This window comes from Streptomyces sp. NPDC037100, assembly GCF_055606225.1.
Genome location: NZ_JBVJSX010000010.1, coordinates 156428 through 170926, shown reverse-complemented (window position 1 = coordinate 170926; position 14499 = coordinate 156428). Strand labels below are relative to the sequence as shown.

General features: G+C 69.3%; 19 protein-coding genes. 10 read left to right on the top strand and 9 right to left on the bottom strand.

Translation table 11 applies throughout. The features are described from left to right. The first annotated feature begins 187 nt into the window (after positions 1-187). Both whiG and ACZ7EG_RS29470 read left to right on the top strand, forming a co-directional pair. Entirely contained in the window at positions 188-1030 is an 843-nt protein-coding gene (gene whiG, locus ACZ7EG_RS29475) for an RNA polymerase sigma factor WhiG (protein ID WP_471085311.1), read from the top strand. A gap of 93 nt (positions 1031-1123) precedes the next feature. Continuing rightward, positions 1124-1681 (top strand): TetR/AcrR family transcriptional regulator, encoded by a 558-nt coding sequence (locus tag ACZ7EG_RS29470; protein ID WP_351631666.1) that lies wholly within the window; start codon positions 1124-1126, stop codon positions 1679-1681. Between the two features lie 144 nt (positions 1682-1825). Here the strand turns inward: ACZ7EG_RS29470 and ACZ7EG_RS29465 are convergent, their stop codons facing one another. Beyond that, the gene (locus ACZ7EG_RS29465) at positions 1826-2395 is read right to left on the bottom strand and encodes a murein hydrolase activator EnvC family protein (RefSeq protein ID WP_471085308.1); all 570 of its coding nucleotides are present in this window, start codon (positions 2393-2395) and stop codon (positions 1826-1828) included. 274 nt (positions 2396-2669) lie between these two features. On the opposite strand from ACZ7EG_RS29465, the gene rpsB reads away from it, so the two are divergent. The 6 genes from rpsB (at position 2670) to ACZ7EG_RS29435 (ending at position 7969) form a co-directional block, all read left to right on the top strand. Continuing rightward, positions 2670-3584: a 30S ribosomal protein S2 gene (rpsB, locus tag ACZ7EG_RS29460; protein ID WP_471085305.1), complete on the top strand. Its 915-nt coding sequence runs from the start codon at positions 2670-2672 to the stop codon at positions 3582-3584. A 187-nt stretch (positions 3585-3771) separates the two neighbouring features. Then, positions 3772-4608, top strand: coding sequence for a translation elongation factor Ts (tsf, locus tag ACZ7EG_RS29455; protein ID WP_053668724.1), 837 nt, complete (start codon positions 3772-3774; stop codon positions 4606-4608). 184 nt (positions 4609-4792) lie between these two features. Continuing rightward, entirely contained in the window at positions 4793-5551 is a 759-nt protein-coding gene (pyrH, locus tag ACZ7EG_RS29450) for a UMP kinase (RefSeq protein ID WP_030852122.1), read from the top strand. 166 nt (positions 5552-5717) lie between these two features. Then, the gene (gene frr, locus ACZ7EG_RS29445) at positions 5718-6275 is read left to right on the top strand and encodes a ribosome recycling factor (RefSeq protein ID WP_471085301.1); all 558 of its coding nucleotides are present in this window, start codon (positions 5718-5720) and stop codon (positions 6273-6275) included. Then, a complete protein-coding gene (locus ACZ7EG_RS29440; RefSeq protein ID WP_471085298.1) occupies positions 6275-7402 on the top strand; it encodes a phosphatidate cytidylyltransferase in 1128 nt (375 codons plus the stop codon). Before frr ends, ACZ7EG_RS29440 begins: the two co-directional genes overlap by 1 nt. 117 nt (positions 7403-7519) lie before the next feature. Then, a complete protein-coding gene (locus tag ACZ7EG_RS29435) occupies positions 7520-7969 on the top strand; it encodes an SRPBCC family protein (protein WP_471085295.1) in 450 nt (149 codons plus the stop codon). Between the two features lie 54 nt (positions 7970-8023). Here the strand turns inward: ACZ7EG_RS29435 and ACZ7EG_RS29430 are convergent, their stop codons facing one another. Both ACZ7EG_RS29430 and ACZ7EG_RS29425 read right to left on the bottom strand, forming a co-directional pair. Then, positions 8024-8179, bottom strand: a complete 156-nt coding sequence (locus tag ACZ7EG_RS29430) for a hypothetical protein (RefSeq protein WP_471085292.1) — start codon at positions 8177-8179, stop codon at positions 8024-8026. Between the two features lie 251 nt (positions 8180-8430). Beyond that, positions 8431-8619, bottom strand: coding sequence for a hypothetical protein (locus ACZ7EG_RS29425; RefSeq protein WP_471085289.1), 189 nt, complete (start codon positions 8617-8619; stop codon positions 8431-8433). Between the two features lie 416 nt (positions 8620-9035). Between ACZ7EG_RS29425 and ACZ7EG_RS29420 the strand changes: the two genes are divergently transcribed. Both ACZ7EG_RS29420 and ACZ7EG_RS29415 read left to right on the top strand, forming a co-directional pair. After that, on the top strand, positions 9036-9245 hold the full coding sequence (locus tag ACZ7EG_RS29420; RefSeq protein WP_471085286.1) for an e9imm peptide: 210 nt from the start codon (positions 9036-9038) through the stop codon (positions 9243-9245). A 106-nt stretch (positions 9246-9351) separates the two neighbouring features. After that, complete coding sequence (locus ACZ7EG_RS29415) at positions 9352-9678, top strand: hypothetical protein (RefSeq protein ID WP_471085283.1); 327 nt, start codon at positions 9352-9354, stop codon at positions 9676-9678. A gap of 287 nt (positions 9679-9965) precedes the next feature. Here the strand turns inward: ACZ7EG_RS29415 and ACZ7EG_RS29410 are convergent, their stop codons facing one another. The 6 genes from ACZ7EG_RS29410 to ACZ7EG_RS29385 form a co-directional block, all read right to left on the bottom strand. After that, positions 9966-10292, bottom strand: coding sequence for a transcriptional regulator (locus ACZ7EG_RS29410; RefSeq protein ID WP_471085280.1), 327 nt, complete (start codon positions 10290-10292; stop codon positions 9966-9968). Between the two features lie 8 nt (positions 10293-10300). Further along, positions 10301-10774, bottom strand: coding sequence for a hypothetical protein (locus ACZ7EG_RS29405; protein ID WP_471085277.1), 474 nt, complete (start codon positions 10772-10774; stop codon positions 10301-10303). Between the two features lie 662 nt (positions 10775-11436). Beyond that, positions 11437-12672, bottom strand: coding sequence for a tyrosine-type recombinase/integrase (locus ACZ7EG_RS29400; protein ID WP_471085274.1), 1236 nt, complete (start codon positions 12670-12672; stop codon positions 11437-11439). Next, the gene (locus tag ACZ7EG_RS29395) at positions 12672-12869 is read right to left on the bottom strand and encodes a helix-turn-helix transcriptional regulator (protein WP_062929315.1); all 198 of its coding nucleotides are present in this window, start codon (positions 12867-12869) and stop codon (positions 12672-12674) included. Before ACZ7EG_RS29395 ends, ACZ7EG_RS29400 begins: the two co-directional genes overlap by 1 nt. 2 nt (positions 12870-12871) lie before the next feature. Continuing rightward, a complete protein-coding gene (repSA, locus tag ACZ7EG_RS29390) occupies positions 12872-14260 on the bottom strand; it encodes a replication initiator protein RepSA (protein ID WP_471085270.1) in 1389 nt (462 codons plus the stop codon). Next, complete coding sequence (locus tag ACZ7EG_RS29385) at positions 14257-14499, bottom strand: hypothetical protein (protein WP_397931415.1); 243 nt, start codon at positions 14497-14499, stop codon at positions 14257-14259. The genes repSA and ACZ7EG_RS29385 overlap by 4 nt, the downstream gene beginning before the upstream one ends.

The following is a 14499-nucleotide window of genomic DNA, read 5'->3' as shown; positions in this document are numbered from 1 at the left end:
CCGCGCCACCCCGAGGGGGCGTCCTGAGGAACGTATCTGCGCCCGCTCTGGCCTCTGCCCTTCGCGCACCGCGACGCCACAGTCACGCTACGCTCGCGAGGGTCCCGACACGGACAGGCAACTCGACATCAGACAGACAGCTCACCTCGGCAGCACCACTCCGCAGCAGAACGGCACAAGGCGACGAATGCCCCAGCACACCTCCGGGTCCGACCGGGCGGCGATCCCCCCAGCCGCCCGTGACGGTGGCAGCGTGCGGCCGCCCGCTCCCTCGACGCTCGACGAGTTGTGGCGGTCGTACAAGGCGACAGGGGACGAGCGGCTGCGGGAGCAGCTGATCCTGCACTACTCGCCGCTGGTGAAATACGTCGCCGGGCGGGTCAGCGTGGGCCTGCCGTCCAATGTGGAGCAGGCGGACTTCGTCTCGTCCGGGGTGTTCGGGCTGATCGACGCGATCGAGAAGTTCGACATCGACCGGGAGATCAAGTTCGAGACCTACGCGATCACCCGGATCCGCGGCGCGATGATCGACGAGCTGCGGGCGCTGGACTGGATCCCGCGCTCGGTGCGGCAGAAGGCGCGCAACGTGGAGCGGGCGTACGCCACGCTGGAGGCGCGGCTGCGGCGGACGCCGAGCGAGGGTGAGGTGGCCGGCGAGATGGGCATCGCCGTCGAGGAACTCCATGCGGTGTTCAGCCAGTTGTCGCTGGCCAACGTGGTGGCCCTGGAGGAGCTGCTGCACGGGGGCGGTGAGGGCGGCGACGGGCTCAGCGTCATGGACACGCTGGAGGACACCGCCGCCGACAACCCCGTCGAGGTGGCCGAGGACCGGGAGCTGAGGAGGTTCCTGGCACGGGCGATCAACACACTGCCCGAGCGGGAGAAGACCGTGGTCACGCTGTACTACTACGAGGGCCTCACCCTGGCCGAGATCGGGAACGTGCTGGGCGTGACGGAGAGCCGGGTCAGCCAGATCCACACCAAGTCGGTGCTGCAGCTCAGAGCGAAACTGGCGAGCTTCGGCCGCTGACGCGGCCGGATGCCCTCGGGTCGGCATCAACCACTCCCGCGCGGCGGGGCGCGTCCGTAGAGTGTTGACGTGCCAAGGATTCGAGCGGCCTCCGTGGCCGAGCACCGGTCGATGCAGCGAGCCGCCCTGCTGGACGCGGCTCGTTCCTTGTTGTCCGAGGGCGGTACGGAGGCGTTGACCTTCCCGGCCCTCGCCGAGCGCACCGGCCTCGCGCGTTCGTCCGTCTACGAGTACTTCCGGTCACGGGCGGCCGTGGTCGAGGAACTGTGCGAGGTCGACTTCCCGGTCTGGGCGGCGGACGTGTCGGCCGCGATGGAGCGGGCGGAGACGGCCGAGGCCAAGGTCGAGGCATATGTGCGGCAGCAGTTGGAGCTCGTCGGGGACCGGCGGCACCGGGCCGTGGTCGCGATCTCCGCGAGTGAACTCGACGCGGGGGCGCGGGAGAAGATCCGGGCGGCGCACGGCGGGCTGGTCGCGATGATCGTCGAGGCGCTGGGCGAGCTGGGGCACCAGCAGCCTCGGCTCGCGGCGATGCTGGTGCAGGGAGTGGTGGACGCGGCCGTGCGCAGGATCGAACTGGGGGCGGCGGAGGAGCCGGCGACCATCGCGGATGCGGCGGTGTCCATGGCGCTGCGGGGTGTGCGGGGCTGAGCCGCGTCCGCGTCCGCGCCCGGCGCGGGTGGGTCCGCAGCCCGGCGGAGCGGGGTGCGCCGCGCCCACCCTCCCCAAGGCTCCCGGCTTCGCTCGAGCAGGGGGAATCCCGTCGCCCCGGCGGCACGACTGCCCGCAGCCGGGTCAGTACACCGGCAGCAGCCTGGACGGGCCCCGGCTGAGCAACCACGGGGGCAGGAGCGACAGGGGGTTCAGGTATGTCTCCCCGCGACGCAAGCCCCAGTGCACACACGTAGCCGTGCAATGCGAGCCGTTCGCGTCCGCCGTGCCGATCACCTCGCCCGGTGCCACTTCGTCGCCCTCCTCCACCGACGCCGTCACCGGTTCGTAGGTCGTGCGCAGAGGCGGTTCGCCGGTGTCCGCCAGCTCCACCGAGACCACTCCTTTTCCGGCCACCCTGCCCGCGAAGGAGACCCGGCCCGCAGCCACCGCCCGCACCGGCGTTCCCGGTGCCGCCGCCAGGTCCACACCCCGATGGCCGCGGCCGTAGACCGTCGCCGGGGGTTCCCACCCGCGCAGGACCGGAGGACGCAGGCCCACGGGCCATGCGCGGCCGACCGCCGGAACGGCGGGGTCCCCGAGGGGAGCGCCTGCCGCGAGCAGCCGAGGCGGTGGGGCCAGCAAGGCCCACGCCGTGAGGATCAGCAGCAGGATCAGACGCGTACACACGCGGACACACCGGTTCACTCGCATGGGCAAAGCGTCCCGGACCCTCACCCCGTGCGGACCTCGGCTGTGGATCACCCGCCGGTTGTGGACAACGGCGTCACCCGGTACCCCGCGGGTCCCGTACACTTCTGGTGGCGACCCGAGCCATCGGGTCGACTTCGCACGCCCCGATACGAACCCCGGCAAAGGGCCCGTATCAGCGCCCCTCGGTCCCTCGTGGAACGGCGCGCAGTGGGCGTCAGGCGCGGAAGCCGTCCGGCATCCGCGGCACAACCGAGAAAATCAAGGAGATACGGCCATGGCCGTCGTCACGATGCGGGAGCTGCTGGAGAGCGGCGTCCACTTCGGTCACCAGACCCGTCGTTGGAACCCGAAGATGAAGCGCTTCATCTTCACGGAGCGCAACGGCATCTACATCATCGACCTGCTCCAGTCGCTGTCGTACATCGACCGCGCCTACGAGTTCGTCAAGGAGACCGTCGCCCACGGCGGCACGGTCATGTTCGTCGGCACGAAGAAGCAGGCGCAGGAGGCCATCGCCGAGCAGGCCACCCGCGTCGGCATGCCCTACGTCAACCAGCGCTGGCTGGGCGGCATGCTCACCAACTTCTCGACCGTCTACAAGCGTCTGCAGCGCCTCAAGGAGCTCGAGCAGATCGACTTCGAGGACGTCGCCGCGTCCGGTCTGACCAAGAAGGAGCTTCTCGTGCTCTCGCGCGAGAAGGCCAAGCTGGAGAAGACCCTCGGCGGTATCCGCGAGATGCAGAAGGTGCCCAGCGCCGTCTGGATCGTGGACACCAAGAAGGAGCACATCGCCGTTGGTGAGGCCCGGAAGCTGAACATCCCGGTCGTCGCGATCCTCGACACCAACTGCGACCCCGACGAGGTCGACTACAAGATCCCGGGCAACGACGACGCGATCCGCTCCGTCACCCTGCTCACCCGCGTCATCGCCGACGCCGTCGCCGAGGGCCTCATCGCCCGCAGCGGTGTCGCCACCGAGGGCAAGGGCGAGAAGGCCGCGGGCGAGCCGCTGGCCGAGTGGGAGCGCGACCTGCTCGAGGGCGAGAAGAAGGCCGACGAGGCCGCCCCCGCCGCCGAGGCCGCTCCGGCTGAGGCCCCCGCCGCCGAGGCCGCTCCGGCCGAGGCTCCCGCCGCCGAGGCCGAGAAGCCGGCCGAGGGCGACAAGCCGGCCGAGGCCGAGCAGGCCTGACCCCGTCAGTCCCGTGGTGACGGCGGGAGCGGTACTGCGTACACCAGCGCCCTCGGCGCGGTGAAGTCCGCTCCCGCCGTTCACCCGTAGGTCAGCGGAAGGACAGCGCCCTCAGGCTCCATGAGGGCGCGACCGCAGGATCCGCAGATCTTCGATCTTCCAGACTTCGAGAGAGATTCACAGACTCATGGCGAACTACACCGCCGCCGACGTCAAGAAGCTCCGTGAGCTCACGGGCGCCGGCATGATGGACTGCAAGAAGGCGCTGGACGAGGCCGAGGGCAACGTCGAGAAGGCCGTCGAGGCGCTCCGCATCAAGGGCCAGAAGGGCGTCGCCAAGCGCGAGGGCCGCTCCGCCGAGAACGGCGCCGTGGTCTCGATCATCGCCGACGACAACTCCTCCGGCGTCATCGTCGAGCTGAAGTGCGAGACGGACTTCGTCGCCAAGGGCGAGAAGTTCCAGGCCGTCGCCAACCAGATCGCGCAGCACGTCGCCAAGACCTCCCCGGCCGACCTCGACGCCCTGCTCGCCTCCGAGATCGAGGCCGGCAAGACCGTCCAGGCGTTCGTCGACGAGGCCAACGCCAACCTGGGCGAGAAGATCGTCCTGGACCGCTTCGCGCAGTTCGCCGACGGCTACGTGACGGCGTACATGCACCGCACGATGCCTGACCTGCCCCCGCAGATCGGCGTCCTCGTCGAGCTGGACAAGCCGAACGCCGAGATCGCCAAGGGCGTCGCCCAGCACATCGCCGCCTTCGCGCCGAAGTACCTCTCGAAGGAGGACGTCCCGGCCGAGGTCGTCGAGTCCGAGCGCCGTGTCGCCGAGGAGACCACCCGCGCCGAGGGCAAGCCCGAGGCCGCCCTGCCGAAGATCGTCGAGGGTCGCCTCAACGGCTTCTTCAAGGACGCCACGCTGCTCGGCCAGCCGTACGCGCTCGACAACAAGAAGTCCGTCCAGAAGATCCTGGACGAGGCCGGTGTCACCCTGAAGCGCTTCACGCGCATCAAGGTCGGCATCTGAGTCCGTACCGCGCTCGACGCCCGACCCCGATAGGGTCGACAGCAGTCGTCCGCGTACGCCGTCACACCAGTGGCGGACGACAGCAGATCTGACGAGGAGGCCATTGCCGTATGGGATGCGAAACACGCCCCACCGGCAATGGCCTTCTTGGTATGTGCAACACGTGAAAGAGGCGGGATCCCCCATGACCACCAAGGCCCAGAAGAGCGACGACGGCAAAGTGCGCGGCCGGTTTCTGCTGAAGCTGTCCGGAGAGGCCTTCTCCGGTGGCGGCGGCCTGGGCGTCGACCCCGACGTGGTGCACAAGATCGCCCGCGAGATCGCGGCCGTCGTACGTGACGGCGCGGAGATCGCGATCGTCATCGGCGGTGGCAACTTCTTCCGCGGCGCCGAACTCCAGCAGCGCGGCATGGACCGGGCCCGCTCCGACTACATGGGCATGCTCGGCACGGTCATGAACTGCCTCGCCCTCCAGGACTTCCTGGAGAAGGTCGGCGTGGACTGCCGGGTGCAGACCGCCATCACCATGGGCCAGGTCGCCGAGCCGTACATCCCGCTGCGCGCCGTACGGCACCTGGAGAAGGGCCGCGTGGTCATCTTCGGCGCCGGAATGGGCATGCCGTACTTCTCCACCGACACCACCGCCGCCCAGCGCGCCCTGGAGATCGACGCCGAGGCCCTGCTGATGGGCAAGAACGGTGTGGACGGGGTCTACGACTCCGACCCCAAGACCAACCCGGACGCGGTGAAGTTCGATCACCTCGGCTACGGCGAGGTCATCACGCGCGATCTGAAGGTCGCCGACGCCACGGCCGTGACCCTGTGCCGCGACAACAAGCTCCCGATCGTGGTCTTCGAGCTGCTGGCGGAGGGCAACATCGGACGTGCCGTCAAGGGTGAGAAGATCGGCACGCTGGTGGGGGACCCCGGCAGCCGGGACTGACACCCCGGGTACAACCCCGTCCGGGGGACGGACGGGACGGAGCCGGGCCGGGGGATGGACAATGTCCTGCCGGTCGGGAACCGTGCAGGAAGAAGACGCGACGCAGCCGGCCGCCGCCCCACATGGAACCGCAGCCGGGCCTACTCAAGACACGCAGGAGCAAGTGGTGATCGAAGAGACCCTCCTCGAAGCCGAGGAGAAGATGGAGAAGGCCGTCGTGGTCGCCAAGGAGGACTTCGCCGCGATCCGCACCGGCCGTGCGCACCCGGCGATGTTCAACAAGATCGTGGCCGACTACTACGGCGCGCCGACGCCGATCAACCAGCTGGCCTCGTTCTCCGTGCCCGAGCCGCGCATGGCCGTGGTGACCCCGTTCGACAAGAGCGCGCTGCGCAACATCGAGCAGGCGATCCGCGACTCCGACCTGGGCGTCAACCCGAGTAACGACGGCAACATCATCCGTGTGGTGTTCCCCGAGCTCACCGAGGAGCGCCGCCGCGAGTACATCAAGGTCGCCAAGAGCAAGGGCGAGGACGCGAAGATCTCGATCCGCTCCGTGCGCCGCAAGGCCAAGGAAGCCATCGACAAGCTGATCAAGGACGGCGAGGTCGGCGAGGACGAGGGCCGCCGTGCGGAGAAGGAGCTCGACGACACCACCGCGAAGTACGTCACGCAGGTGGACGAGCTCCTGAAGCACAAGGAAGCGGAGCTGCTCGAGGTCTGATGAACGACTCTTCCTGGGGGGCGCCGCCACAGGCCGGGTACTGGGAGCCCACCGACCAAGGGCATGGTCACGGGCACGTCCAGGGCCCGGGCCAGGGGCACGTCCAAGGGGCCGCTCCGGCGGGTCCCGCATACGATGCGTATGAAGCGCCTCAGACTCGCCCCATGCCCATCGTGCCCGACGTGACCGCATTCGGCGGAAACCAGGATGACGACCGGGGGGCTGCTCGGCTGAGCGGCACCCCGGTCCGAAACGACACGAATCCGGAGCCCATGCCCGACGCCCCGCAGCCGGCGCCCAAGCCGTCCAAGAAGAGCGCGGGTCGAGACCTGAGTGCCGCGATAGGGGTCGGTGTCGGGCTCGGTGTGGTGATCGTCGCCTCGCTGTTCGTCGTCAAGGCCGTGTTCGTCGGTGTCGTCGCGGTGGCCGTGGTGGTGGGCCTGTGGGAGCTGACCAAGCGGCTGGAGGAGCGCAAGGGCATCCGGGCGCCCCTCGTACCGCTCGCGCTCGGTGGTGCCGCGATGGTCGTCGCCGGGTACGTCCGGGGCGCCGAGGGCGCGTGGGTGGCGATGGCGCTCACGGCACTGGCCGTCCTGGTCTGGCGCATGACCGAACCGCCCGAGGGCTTCCTGAGGGACGTCACCGCGGGTGTCTTCGCGGCGTTCTACGTGCCGTTCCTGGCGACCTTCGTCGCGATGATGCTGACCGCCGACGACGGGCCGCAGCGGGTGCTCACCTTCCTGCTGCTCACGGTCGTCAGTGACACCGGGGCGTACGCCGTCGGCTGGCGGTTCGGCCGGCACAAGCTCGCCCCGCGCATCAGCCCCGGCAAGACCCGAGAGGGCCTGCTCGGCGCGGTCTCCTTCGCCATGGTCGCGGGGGCGCTGTGCATGCAGTTCCTCATCGACGACGGTGCCTGGTGGCAGGGCCTGGTGCTGGGCCTCGCGGTCGCGGTCACCGCCACACTCGGTGACCTCGGTGAGTCCATGATCAAGCGGGACCTCGGCATCAAGGACATGGGCACGCTGCTGCCGGGGCACGGCGGCATCATGGACCGGCTCGACTCGCTGCTGCCCACGGCTCCGGTGGTGTGGCTGCTGCTCGTGCTGTTCGTCGGGTCCGGCTGAGGCGTACTTCTGTCAGCGAGCCCCCGTCCTTCCGGTCGGGGGCTCGCTGCCGTCTCGGGGAGACGTCCGGAGGCATGAAGTGGGACGATTCAGATGTACCTCCCAAAGGAGGCCATCATGGCCATCATTCGAGAGAGCATCGACGTGGACCGCCGCCCCGAGGAGGTCTACCAGTACGTCATGGACGCCGGCCACATGCCGGAGTGGCAGCTGAGCGCGGTGTCAGCGGAGCGCCTCGACGAGGGGCCCGTCGGCATCGGCTCGAAGGTCCGGGTGACCCGGCACGTCGGCCGCCGCGTCATGCCGATGACCATGGAGGTCACCGAGTACGACCCGCCGCACAGCTGGGGCATGCGCGGTGTCGACGGCCCCGTACGGGCCCAGGTGCACGGCGAGGTCGAGCCCTACGACGAGGGTCGCCGCTCGCACGTCACGATCGACATCGACTTCGAGGGCCACGGCATGGGCAAGGTCCTGGTCCCGCTCGTCGTACGCCCCCAGGTCCGCAAGGAACTCCCACGCAACGAGCAGCTCCTGAAGGACCGGCTGGAGCACACGGCCGAGTAGGAGCGAGGGCGGAGGGGGAGGGGCGAGGGGGGCACTGCCCTCCGGCGGCGCGGCTCAGCGCCGCCGGGGGAACCTCCAGCCGTTCTGCCGCAGCTTGAAGAGGACGAACACGCCGCAGAGCGCCCACACGCCGAGAAAGGCCCACTTGAACCACGGGGGGCCCTGCCATTTGTCCGCCAGCTGCACCGGTGCCGCGTAGAAGGACGTCATTGCTCGCGGGTGCCCGGCTCCTCGAACGGGAACACTCGGTTCCGCGGCGCCGGAGCCGACGCATCCGTGGCGCCGGAGCCGACGCACTCCTGGGCAAGGCCGTGTGGCCTCACATCCTCGACCTGCTTGGAGCGACGGCCTGGGCCGACCGGCGACGGGGCCCTGCCGGTCGTTGTCGCGCGGCACGGCCGGCATCTCCGCCGTCGTGCCAGGGTCCTTGCCGGCGCTGGACGCGGTTCCCAGGTCAGCCCCTAGTCGTCCCCGCCGCTGTGCTGGGTGCGGGAACTCCGGCTCGCGCTGCGGGCCAGTTCGCCGCCGATCAGCGTCGCCTTGGCCACGCCACGTGCCCAGCGAGGGGCGTCGCCCCGGGCTGCCCAGAAGACGCAGACGCAGCCGCCGATGATGAGCAGAACGACTGCCGACAGTATGAGCACGAGCATGCTCGCCCCTCGTCTCGTGTGATGGTCCGCTCAATCCTTGCAGGCGGTCTCATTCGGCAGGCCCTGAACGTCACAGCGGCGCGGCTGGGCTCGCGCGAGCGGCACGTGCGTCGAACTGGGCATCGCCCCACCCCTTGGGCGTCTGCACGCGGGCGACTGGGCCCCGAACCAGACTGAAGGCGACGAGGTGCTGTACTTGTTCGACGGCGGTCGGCTCGGCCAGGACGAGCCGACCAGGATCAGCTCGCAGACCGAGGAGCTGAAAAGCTTCGCCTCCACACACCCGAGCAGATCTCGGAGCTCACGCTCCCGCGAATGTCCCGGCGCATCATCGCCACACCGGAAACCCGAGACGCGACTGCGTCCCTCTCCGTGGGGCAGACACCCGACACAGAGGCGGCATGACGTCCCGCAACATGAGTCGAGAGAAAGGCATTCACCTCGTCCAGCGGCTCATGAACGCCGACTACGCCGACGAGGCCGAAGCCGACGAGATCATCGCAGCACTCGCTCGCGGACTTGGCTGCCCACACATCAGCGACTACGTCTTCTGGGACCACGATCCGCAGCTGACGGCGGAGAAGGTCGTCGACCGGGCCATGTCTTACGAGCCGTTCGCCCTGTGATCGCACACTCGAACGGTGTCGGATCCCAGCCGGCGCTTGACGTTCTGGTCCAGTTGATAGTTGACGGCGGGCCTGAGGCTGTCCCGTCTCTGGCTACCCTGCGGTCATGGAGCAGGACCACCCCCTTGTCCGTGATGTCTTCCCGGATCTCGTGTCAGAGCTGATCACTCTTCTGGAGAACGAAGGAGAACGTGAGCTGGCCAATTGTGCGTGGGATCTTCGTCTGGTTGACGAGTGCCGCTGCGGCGATGCCTCTTGCCAGAGCTTCCAGACCGCAGCTCATCCACAGGGGCAGCCATACGGCGCCGGCCATCGGTGCGTGCCGCTCCTGCCTTCACGAGGCATGCTGTGCCTGGACGTCGTGGACAGCCGGATCATGTACGTCGAAGTACTCGATCGGCCACCCATGCACCGCCAGAGTGAGCGGAGATGAGGTCGACCTCGACAACCGACATCTCCACCAGCGCCCATCCCGCCTCCCCACCTGCTCCGCAACGACGCGCACAGAAAAGCCGATCACGGCCACTGAGCGCCGGCTGCGGTGGCGGACGTCAGCGCCATCTCGGGTGCCGGTGTCACGGACACGATGAACTGGGGCTGCCGAACGGGCAGTGACGGACAAGCACCGCTGGGCGTCTGCACCCCCGTAGGCGCCCAGCGGTGCTTTCCCGCGTTCGGGGGCCATGGACAGTGGGGGCGGCGAAGCGCTCGGGCCCGGCATCACGTGTCGGGTGCCGTGCCCTCGGCCCCCGCTCTGCGGGCGGCTCCGGCGATCTCCTCCAGGGCGGCCAGATGTGAGGCGAGCCTCTGGCGGCCCTGGAGGGTGAGTGAGATCCAGGTGCGCGGGCGCTTGCCGAGGTACCCCTTGCGGACGCTCACGTAGCCCGCCTTCTCCAAAGCCGCGACCGTCTTGCTCATCACGGAGTCCGACACGCCGCAGTAGTCCCGCACGGCGCCGAACTCGGCCTCCGCGCAGCCGGAGAGGAAGGCCGCCACGGTCAGCCGTGTGGGGTGGTGGATCTCCTTGTCCAGAGCGGGGGGGATCATCGGGCCGGTCATGAGGGTTTCCGCGCCTGGGCCTGGGCCTGGCGCCTGAAGCCTTGTGCCCAGGTGACCAGCCCTGCGGTGATCCCGAAACCGACGAGGCCGCCCGTCATGCCGTAGGGGATCAGCGCGAGCAGACCGACCGCGATCGGTACGGCAGGCAGGCCCCGGGAAAACCAGGACGACCTCGTGTCACGGGGTGCGAACCAGGGGGCCACCCCGCCGTGGTGCATACCCAGCCAACTCGCGCCCAGCAGGCCGGCGAGGCAGACGAGGGCGATGACGATGAGGAGCCCTTCCCACTCGGAGTCGGCCATGGACAGGCCTAGGGCGGCGAATCCCCCCGCGCACAGCAGGCCCTGCACCACGGGGAACCAGCCCGGCAGCGCACGGGGGCGCTGGGCTGCGGCCTGCGCGGCCTTCGAGCTCCGTAGGGCGGCGGCGGCCGCCTCGGGGTCCGGTCGCCTTGCTCCAATGCTGTTCATGACACGCAAGCCCTTCACATGACGGAGGTGAACTGTCGCTCTTTCATCATGGCAAAGTACTTTCCGGATGGGCAAGTAGATTCCATCAAGGCGATACTGGGGCCACCCACGAGCCACCCGGAGGGCCCGCCTATGCGTGCGGGCAAGGAGGGAAAGCCACCGCGAGGTCATGGGGTCGAGCGCCGCGGTATCGCTGAGCGGTTCTCGTGGCACGAGCGCTGCCGTCAATGGCCATATCGGTATTCCTGCAGATCAGGCCAGCAGCGCAGGGGTGGTGCTCGGGCCAATCGCCGAGGTCGGGCAGGAAGGGCCGGCGGAGCCGGGCCGCCGTACCGCCGCCGTCACGGATGCGGCAGCGTGAGCGGATCACCGCCTAGGGGTGGCTGCCGCGATGTGGCTGAGCCCGTCGTGGGCGCTCCGCCAGGCGCGCCGTGGTGGAAGGACTGGGGGTCGTCCGAGGCCGGCCAACGCTGACAGTCGGCACCCACGGGTGACCGCCCCCACCTCCCTCCGGCCTGGGCAACCGGAGTTGATCTGCGACACTGGGAGGGTTATGCCGAAGCCCGGAGAACTGATGTGCTCCGGGCATGAAGAAGCCCCCTACCAGCGATGTTGTCGCCAGTAGGGGGCCGTCTTGTGCCCGCTGGGCCGTCCCTGGGCCGTCAGGGCTCCTGGGCCGTGCCGAAGACGCCGTCCAAGGCCCGGCGGGCGCGCTCGGTGCTGCTGGGCATCAGGTGGGCGTACACCCGCAGCGTCATCGCCGGATCGGAGTGCCCGAGGTATTCGCTCACGGCCTTGATGCTCTCGCCCGCGTCCAGGAGGACGGAGGCGTAGAAGTGGCGAAGGGCGTGCATTCCGTGCTGCCGGGCGGAGGCGTACGGCTTTCCGGGTTCGGGCGTCGGGATGAGGCCGGCGGCTGCGAGGGCGGGCTTCCATTCCTGGATGTTGAAGTTGCTTCGCCAGACGATGCCGCTGGCAGTGTTGGTGAAGATCAGGCGTCGCTCGGTGAGAGGACCGTCCGGCCTGGCCCACGGCAGCTTGATTGCTACGGGCGGGTGATTCTCCATGTGCCGCCGCAAGGCGGTGGCGACCGAGGACGGCAGCGGTACGTCTCGCTCCTTGTTGCCCTTGGGCGGAGCGAAGACCGCGACCCCCCGGATCAGCTTGACCTGAGCGGTGACCCGGAGGGTGTCGCTGTCGAGCTGCAGGGTGTCTTCCGCCAGACCGATGATCTCGCCCTGTCGGAGGCCGCAGCCGCTGCCGACGTCGACCATGGCTTGGTAGCGCTCGGGCAGGGCGTCTCGAACCGCACGTACCTGGGACGGAAGCCAGGGCACGACCCTGAGGGTCAAGACGGCGGGTGGGCGCACTGACGCTGCCGAGCACGGATTACGGGCGAGAAAGCCGTCATCCACGGCCGCCGAGAGAACGGCACGGACGTTGGCGTAGATGTTGCGGGCGTAGGTGCCCCCCATCGGACCGTTCTCCAGGTCGCGCACGAACTCGCGGATGTGGACCGGGCGGAAAGACCCGAGCGGTCGAGCCCCGATACGCGGGAAGGCGTGCAGCCGAAGCCGGGTCTCCACACCGATGCGCGTGTTCAGGTCGGTCGTCTGTCCGGTGATCCAGCGCTCCGCGTACTGCTGAAAAGTGGTCTGCGCTGCCCTGGGGTCCACGTACTGACCACGGGACATGTCGGCAGCCGTCTCGGCCAGCCACTCTTCGGCCCGCCGCTTCTGACGGTCTGGGAAGGACTTGCTCTTCTCGGTGCCGTCCGGGCCGACGTACCGGGCCCGGTAGCGGAGTCCGTTGCCGTGGCGGTCGGTCTTGACCCTCACCGGCTTGCCGTCGGGTCCTGGCTCGGTTTTGTACCAGCGGTCTTGGATATGGCCAGCCATCAGGCAGCCTCCGCAAGCTGCGAGTCCACCCAGGCCCGCACGTCACGCGGGTCGAAGCGCAGGTGCCGGCCGACCCGGAAGCCGCGGGGGCCGGTGTGCTTCCGGCGCCACTGGTAGACCGTCTCGACGCTGGGAAGCTCGAACATCTCGACCAGGTCCTCAGGGGTCAGGAACCGGTTCGGCAGCTCTGACGCCATGGTCAACAATTCCTTTCGTCGGCGAGCAGGGTGGGCAGTTCTTCACGAGCGGTTTCGCGGTTGTGTTGGATGTCGCGGCGGATGTTGGCGGCGAGCCAGGATTCGCCGGGGGTGTGGCCGTGCCCGGCGTAGGACCAGTGGGCGAGGGTCAGGGTGGTTGCTTCGTCGTCATCGAGGTCGGGCAGGCCGAGGGCTTCGCGTTGCTGGGCGGCGCGGTAGTCGGCGCGGGTCTGGCGGAGGGCGCCGAGGGTGGTGGAGTAGCGGCGGGACTTGGTGGAGAAGTGGCCGCGGAAGCCGAGCATGTGAGCCCAGTCCCGGAGCTTGCGGTCCGGGTAGAGCGCGTGCAGGTCGAGGCAGGCTTCAATGAGCCGGGCAGGGTGGTCGGGCACGCCGAGCAGGACCAGCGCTTCCTTGTTGCCGATGCGGCGGTCGACGGTGCCGGTGGTCTCGGCTGCTTTGGTGGCGTACTTGGCGACGTAGGAGGCGACGGCCTGTTCGGTGATCTCTTCGCCGTGGCCGAAGGCGCCGATCGGCTGCACGTCGAGCTGCGTGCCCCAGTGCAGCGTCCGGGCGGGCTGGTCCCCGGCGGCGGGCACGTCGACCGCGACGCGGGCGGCGGCGGCATGGATGGAGTCGGTGAGCAGGTCGAGGGTGGCCCATGCCGGTGGCGGGTCGTTCGGCCCGTCGGGTCCGTCAAAGCGGATCACGGCATGGAAGTGGACGGCCCCGCGCTTTTGGTACTCGGCGACCTTGCCGAAGGAGACGCGGGACTGTTCCTTGGCAGCCTTCTGTGTGAGCCCGGCTCGCTTGGCGATCTCGCGGCGCAGGTAGATCGTGAAGTAGCGCCACAGCTCGGAGGCGTGGTTGTTCCACAGCACCGCGCACGCGTAGTCATAGCCGTCGGGGTCGAGCGGGGTGCCGAGTTCGGGTGCGTCCTCGCCGTGGCGGGTGCCGCAGCGGCAGGGCCGGTTTCCGGGGCGGTTGTGGACCGGGCCGAACGAGGGCGCGGTGAGGGTGGCGAAGACCCTGGGGTGGTCGCGGATGGTGTGCGGGGTGCCTTTGGCGGGGTCGCCGACGAGGCCGGCGCGGATCAGATGGTAGGTGTCGCCCGCGTAGGTCCAGGCGCAGGCCGGGCAGCGGGAGGCCCGGCGGTTGCCGCAGGCGACGCGGAGCCGTCCGCCGGGCTCGGTGTCGGTCGAGTAGGAGTGCAGGACCTGCCCGGTGGTGGCGTCGCGGGTGACGGTGGTGCCTTGCAGGTGGATGGGGTCGGAGCAGCCGCCAGTGCGGCGGATCTGGTCTTGGATGCGGTCGAAGCCGGTGGACCCGGCCAGCCTCAGCACGTCGGCGAGGGTGGCCGGGTCCAGGCCCGCCATGGTGGCGGTGTCGGTCACACGGCACCGTCCGGGGTGGTGTCGGCGATCCGGTCGAGGACCGAGGCGGCTTCCTCAGCGGCGCGGGCCAGGGCGCGCAGGGCGTCGGCGGTGTCCGGACGGGCGATCAGCGCAAGGTCGATGAACTCTCCCCCGACACGGAGGCTGACGAAGCCTTCATCCTCGGGCGTGGGAGCGAACACGCTCACGCGGGCGGTGGTGTCCGGCTCCAGGTGAGCTGAGGTGGTGATGGTCCTCAT

Coding starts and splice junctions, on each gene's coding strand:
- whiG (WP_471085311.1), top strand. CDS start 188: ATGCCCCAGCACACCTCCGGGTCCGACCGGGCGGCGATCCCCCCAGCC.
- ACZ7EG_RS29465 (WP_471085308.1), bottom strand. CDS start 2,395: ATGCGAGTGAACCGGTGTGTCCGCGTGTGTACGCGTCTGATCCTGCTG.
- rpsB (WP_471085305.1), top strand. CDS start 2,670: ATGGCCGTCGTCACGATGCGGGAGCTGCTGGAGAGCGGCGTCCACTTC.
- tsf (WP_053668724.1), top strand. CDS start 3,772: ATGGCGAACTACACCGCCGCCGACGTCAAGAAGCTCCGTGAGCTCACG.
- pyrH (WP_030852122.1), top strand. CDS start 4,793: ATGACCACCAAGGCCCAGAAGAGCGACGACGGCAAAGTGCGCGGCCGG.
- ACZ7EG_RS29440 (WP_471085298.1), top strand. CDS start 6,275: ATGAACGACTCTTCCTGGGGGGCGCCGCCACAGGCCGGGTACTGGGAG.
- ACZ7EG_RS29435 (WP_471085295.1), top strand. CDS start 7,520: ATGGCCATCATTCGAGAGAGCATCGACGTGGACCGCCGCCCCGAGGAG.
- ACZ7EG_RS29430 (WP_471085292.1), bottom strand. CDS start 8,179: ATGACGTCCTTCTACGCGGCACCGGTGCAGCTGGCGGACAAATGGCAG.
- ACZ7EG_RS29425 (WP_471085289.1), bottom strand. CDS start 8,619: ATGCTCGTGCTCATACTGTCGGCAGTCGTTCTGCTCATCATCGGCGGC.
- ACZ7EG_RS29420 (WP_471085286.1), top strand. CDS start 9,036: ATGAGTCGAGAGAAAGGCATTCACCTCGTCCAGCGGCTCATGAACGCC.
- ACZ7EG_RS29415 (WP_471085283.1), top strand. CDS start 9,352: ATGGAGCAGGACCACCCCCTTGTCCGTGATGTCTTCCCGGATCTCGTG.
- ACZ7EG_RS29410 (WP_471085280.1), bottom strand. CDS start 10,292: ATGATCCCCCCCGCTCTGGACAAGGAGATCCACCACCCCACACGGCTG.
- ACZ7EG_RS29405 (WP_471085277.1), bottom strand. CDS start 10,774: ATGAACAGCATTGGAGCAAGGCGACCGGACCCCGAGGCGGCCGCCGCC.
- ACZ7EG_RS29400 (WP_471085274.1), bottom strand. CDS start 12,672: ATGGCTGGCCATATCCAAGACCGCTGGTACAAAACCGAGCCAGGACCC.
- ACZ7EG_RS29395 (WP_062929315.1), bottom strand. CDS start 12,869: ATGGCGTCAGAGCTGCCGAACCGGTTCCTGACCCCTGAGGACCTGGTC.
- ACZ7EG_RS29385 (WP_397931415.1), bottom strand. CDS start 14,499: ATGAGGACCATCACCACCTCAGCTCACCTGGAGCCGGACACCACCGCC.